The organism is Mesorhizobium sp. M1E.F.Ca.ET.041.01.1.1 (genome assembly GCF_003997355.1).
Taxonomy (GTDB): domain Bacteria; phylum Pseudomonadota; class Alphaproteobacteria; order Rhizobiales; family Rhizobiaceae; genus Mesorhizobium.
The window spans coordinates 1-3,413 of the sequence record NZ_RZSL01000614.1 but is presented as its reverse complement, the minus strand read 5'-3'; the positions used below and the strand labels follow the sequence as shown (position 1 = coordinate 3,413).

Genomic DNA, 3,413 nt, shown 5'->3' with positions numbered 1-3,413 from the left:
CCTATATGCGGTTTACGCCGCGCCCAAGCTTGATTACAGCTATGCGGACGATTCAACGGAACCCGACCGTCACATGGCCGACGACCACATCCGCTACGACATTCTGGCCCAGGAGGCCCTGCGCGGCGTCATGCGCAAGGTCCTGGCCGAAGTCGCGCGCACCGGCCTTCCCGGCAACCATCATTTCTTCATCACCTTCCTGACCGGCGCGCCCGGCGTGCGCATATCCTCGCGGCTGCGCGAGCGCTATCCGGAGCAGATGACCATTGTCATCCAGTTCCAGTATTGGGACCTGAAAGTGACCGATACCGGCTTCGAAGTGGGACTCTCCTTCTCCGACGTGCCTGAGAAGCTGGAGATCCCCTTCTCCGCCGTGCGCGGTTTCTACGACCCTTCGGTGAATTTCGAGCTCGAATTCGACGTCAAGGCGGAGAATGCCGCGGAAGATGACGATGCCGCGCCGGCCTCGGAGCCGCTCGCAGTCGTGACCGAAAAGAAACCGGAATCGAAGAAGAAGACGGCCGAGGCCGAAAAGAAGCCGGCTGTCGCCGACACCAGCGGCAAGAGCGCCGACGTGGTTTCGCTCGACGCCTTCCGCAAGAAGTGAACCGGTGAGATGGGCGAGGTCGTCAATCTCCGCCGGGCCCGCAAGCAGAAAGCGCGCATCGAGAAGGAACGCCTGGCCAGTGAGAACCGGGCGCTGCATGGCCGCTCCAAGGCCGAGCGCGAACGTGACCGGGTGACCTCCGACAGGACGGAAAAATTCATCGACGGCCATCGCCGAGAAAAGCCCGGCGATCCGGACGGACGCTGAGCGCCTCCGATGGCCGCGGTCGAAAAACGTTCGGTAACAATCCGCGGTCACCGCACCAGCTTCTCCCTGGAGCAGCCTTTCTACGATGACCTCGTCACGATCGCGGCGCAGCGATCGATTTCGCTCGCGGCCCTGGTCGCGGAGATCGACGAGACGCGGACCCGCGACGCGAATCTGTCCTCCGCGCTCAGGCTCTACGTGCTGGCCTGGGCAAAACGCGGCAAGGCTTCCTGAGATGAATCGCTTCAGGCGGTGTGGAGAATTCGCGAGCTTCCTGACTGGATGAGTCTCAGCCGCCGTCCAGCGACTTCAAAAGATTGTCGATCGTGAACGGATTGGCCTTGGGCTTCGGCGGCTCCGGCGCTGAACTGTCGTTGACGCCTGGAAGCGACCGGTCGACCTTTGGCGTTTGCTGGGCCGCCTTACGCTGGGCTTCCAGCTTTGCCTGTTCAGCCTTCTTGCGATCCGCTTCGGCTTGAGCCTTGGCCGCCTCATCGGCAGCCCGTTGTTCTGCCTCGGCTTTCGCTTCCGCATCCGCTTTGGCTTTCGCTTCCGCCTCCGCTTTGGCGCGCGCTTCCGCCTCGGCCTGAGCCTTGGCATCGGCCTCCGCCTTGGCTTTCGCCTCTTCTTCCGCTTTGGCCTGCGCCTCAGCTTCCGCCTTTGCCTGTGCCTCCGCCTCGGCTTTCGCCTTGGCCTCAGCCTCGGCCTTCTGCCGCGCCTCTTCCTCCTGCCGGCGCAATTCTTCGGCCGCCCGGTCGCGCTCGGTCTGCAGCGCGGCGTAGTAGCGCGCCTCGCGCCGCAGCCTCTGCTTCTCGAGCAGCGCCGCCTGCATTGCCTCGACCCGCTGCTGTTCCTTCTCCAGCGCGCGCTGGGTCAGGAACTGCGCCAGCGGTTCGCTGTCGAACTGACGCGTCGTCGCACCGAGCGGACCGGCGAGGCTGAAATTCACGGCCGGCGCGGAACCGACCAGCGCCTCGTCGCCGGGACGATAGGTAATCGCGCCCCTTGCTGAAACGGTGCTTGTGTTGATGTCGGCGGTTACGTCGGCCGTCAGCATCGCCGCTGGATTGTCTAGGCTGATCGGCGGCGCGCGCAGCGTCCCATTGGCAACGGTGAAGGCAATATCGCTGTCACCTGCCGCGAAACGGCCCTCCCCGGCGATCTCAGGCGCGAAGCCGGCAGTCTTGGCGGCGTCGATATCGCGCCCGATCGCGTCGGCCCTGGCAATGATGGCGGCAAAGGCGTCGGGATTGATACCCGTGATGTTCAAGCCTTTCAGCGCCGCGGTGCCTGACCCGGACAAGGCGGCAATCATCGCATCGACCGACTTGCCGCTGGTCGACAGCGCCGCGGAAATATCGCCGCTGCCGCTGACGCCCGAACCCGGCAGCACGGAAAGATCACCGCCGGCCAGCTTCAACTGACCCGAAAACAGACCGGTGCCTTCCGTGTTCTTGAGTTCGAACAGCCCGGTCAGCGCACCGCCATAGAGCGTGGCCTTGAGGTTCGAGACATGGATGCCTTCCTGGTCGAGCTTCAGCGACAAGGCCGCGTCATGCGCGGTGGCGAACGGCCCGGCGGCAAGGGCGGCCGTATCGAGATCGAGATCGGCACTGAACGGCAGGGTCGACTTTTGGCTGAACGGCGCGGTCGGCCAGCCGCTCTTGTCGGATGTGAAGGACTGGTCCCCGAACAGCGACACCGCCAGCGGGTCGAGATCGAGTTCGTCGAGCGCCAGCGCGCCCGCGAGATGCGGCAGCCCATCTTTCATGTCGACATTGACGTCGCCGGACACTGCGGCCTTGTTGATCGCGCCGGTGAGCCCGCTCAGCACCAGAAGCCCATTGCCGAAATCGGCATCGGCGGCCAGCGATGCCGAAGTGCCGGTTCCCATGCCGGGCAGCCCGACGCCTGTCGTCATCAGCCACGGCTCGATATCGGCGGCGTCGAGATTGACCTTGCCCTTCGCCGTGGCGCCTTGCTGTGTCTCGGCGACGGTACCGTCAAAGCTCGCCCTGAAATCGTCGGCCGTCAGGTTGAAGCTGGTCGCCAGACCGCCGCCCAGCGAGCCTTTCGCCGAGAGATCCGTGGTCGCCTGTCCGAGCATGCCGAGAGGCAGCGCCGGCAATCCGTAAAGCGCGAGCAACGTGGCAGCGTTCTCGTTGCGGGCATTGAAGGTCAGCGATACCGGCGCATCGAGAAGCCGATCTGTCGTCCCCTTGCCAGAAAGCGAGGCCGAAAAGGCGGAGCCTCCGGCCTTGCCTTGCGCGGAGAGCGCGAGCCCCGTCGTGCCGTCGCCATTGTCGGCGGCACTCGTGACCAGGTCGATACGGGCATCCTGGAACAGTTCGGGATAGGCGGCCGCACGAGCAGCCAGGCCCTTCAGAAGCTGATTGTCCGGATAGTGTCGCGCCGCGACGTCGATCAGCGGCTTCAGATCCACGGCCACGACGGAAGCGTCGAGCTTGCCGGTCGGGCTTTCCGGAAAATCCTTGACGCGCCCGGTGGCGCTGATCGATGCGCCGGCAAGCCCGCCGACCGAGAGCCGGTCGATTTCGAGCAGACCCTGACGGAGCCTCAATGCGGTATCCACCGTGTC

Annotated in this window: 4 protein-coding genes; 3 read left to right on the top strand and 1 reads right to left on the bottom strand. The window is 64.8% G+C overall.

All coding sequences use genetic code 11. The features are described from left to right. The first annotated feature begins 73 nt into the window (after positions 1-73). Genes EOA38_RS31295 through EOA38_RS31285 form a run of 3 tightly spaced genes read left to right on the top strand, consistent with a single transcriptional unit; the run spans position 74 to position 1,048 of the window. Positions 74-607, top strand: coding sequence for an SspB family protein (locus EOA38_RS31295; protein ID WP_126093132.1), 534 nt, complete (start codon positions 74-76; stop codon positions 605-607). Between the two features lie 9 nt (positions 608-616). Next, on the top strand, positions 617-814 hold the full coding sequence (locus EOA38_RS31290; RefSeq protein WP_126093131.1) for a DUF4169 family protein: 198 nt from the start codon (positions 617-619) through the stop codon (positions 812-814). A gap of 9 nt (positions 815-823) precedes the next feature. Beyond that, a complete protein-coding gene (locus tag EOA38_RS31285) occupies positions 824-1,048 on the top strand; it encodes a ribbon-helix-helix domain-containing protein (protein ID WP_126093130.1) in 225 nt (74 codons plus the stop codon). A gap of 55 nt (positions 1,049-1,103) precedes the next feature. On the opposite strand, the gene EOA38_RS31280 is transcribed toward EOA38_RS31285, so the two are convergent. After that, on the bottom strand, positions 1,104-3,413 hold a 2,310-nt coding region (locus EOA38_RS31280), incomplete at its 5' end, for an AsmA-like C-terminal region-containing protein (RefSeq protein ID WP_281060133.1).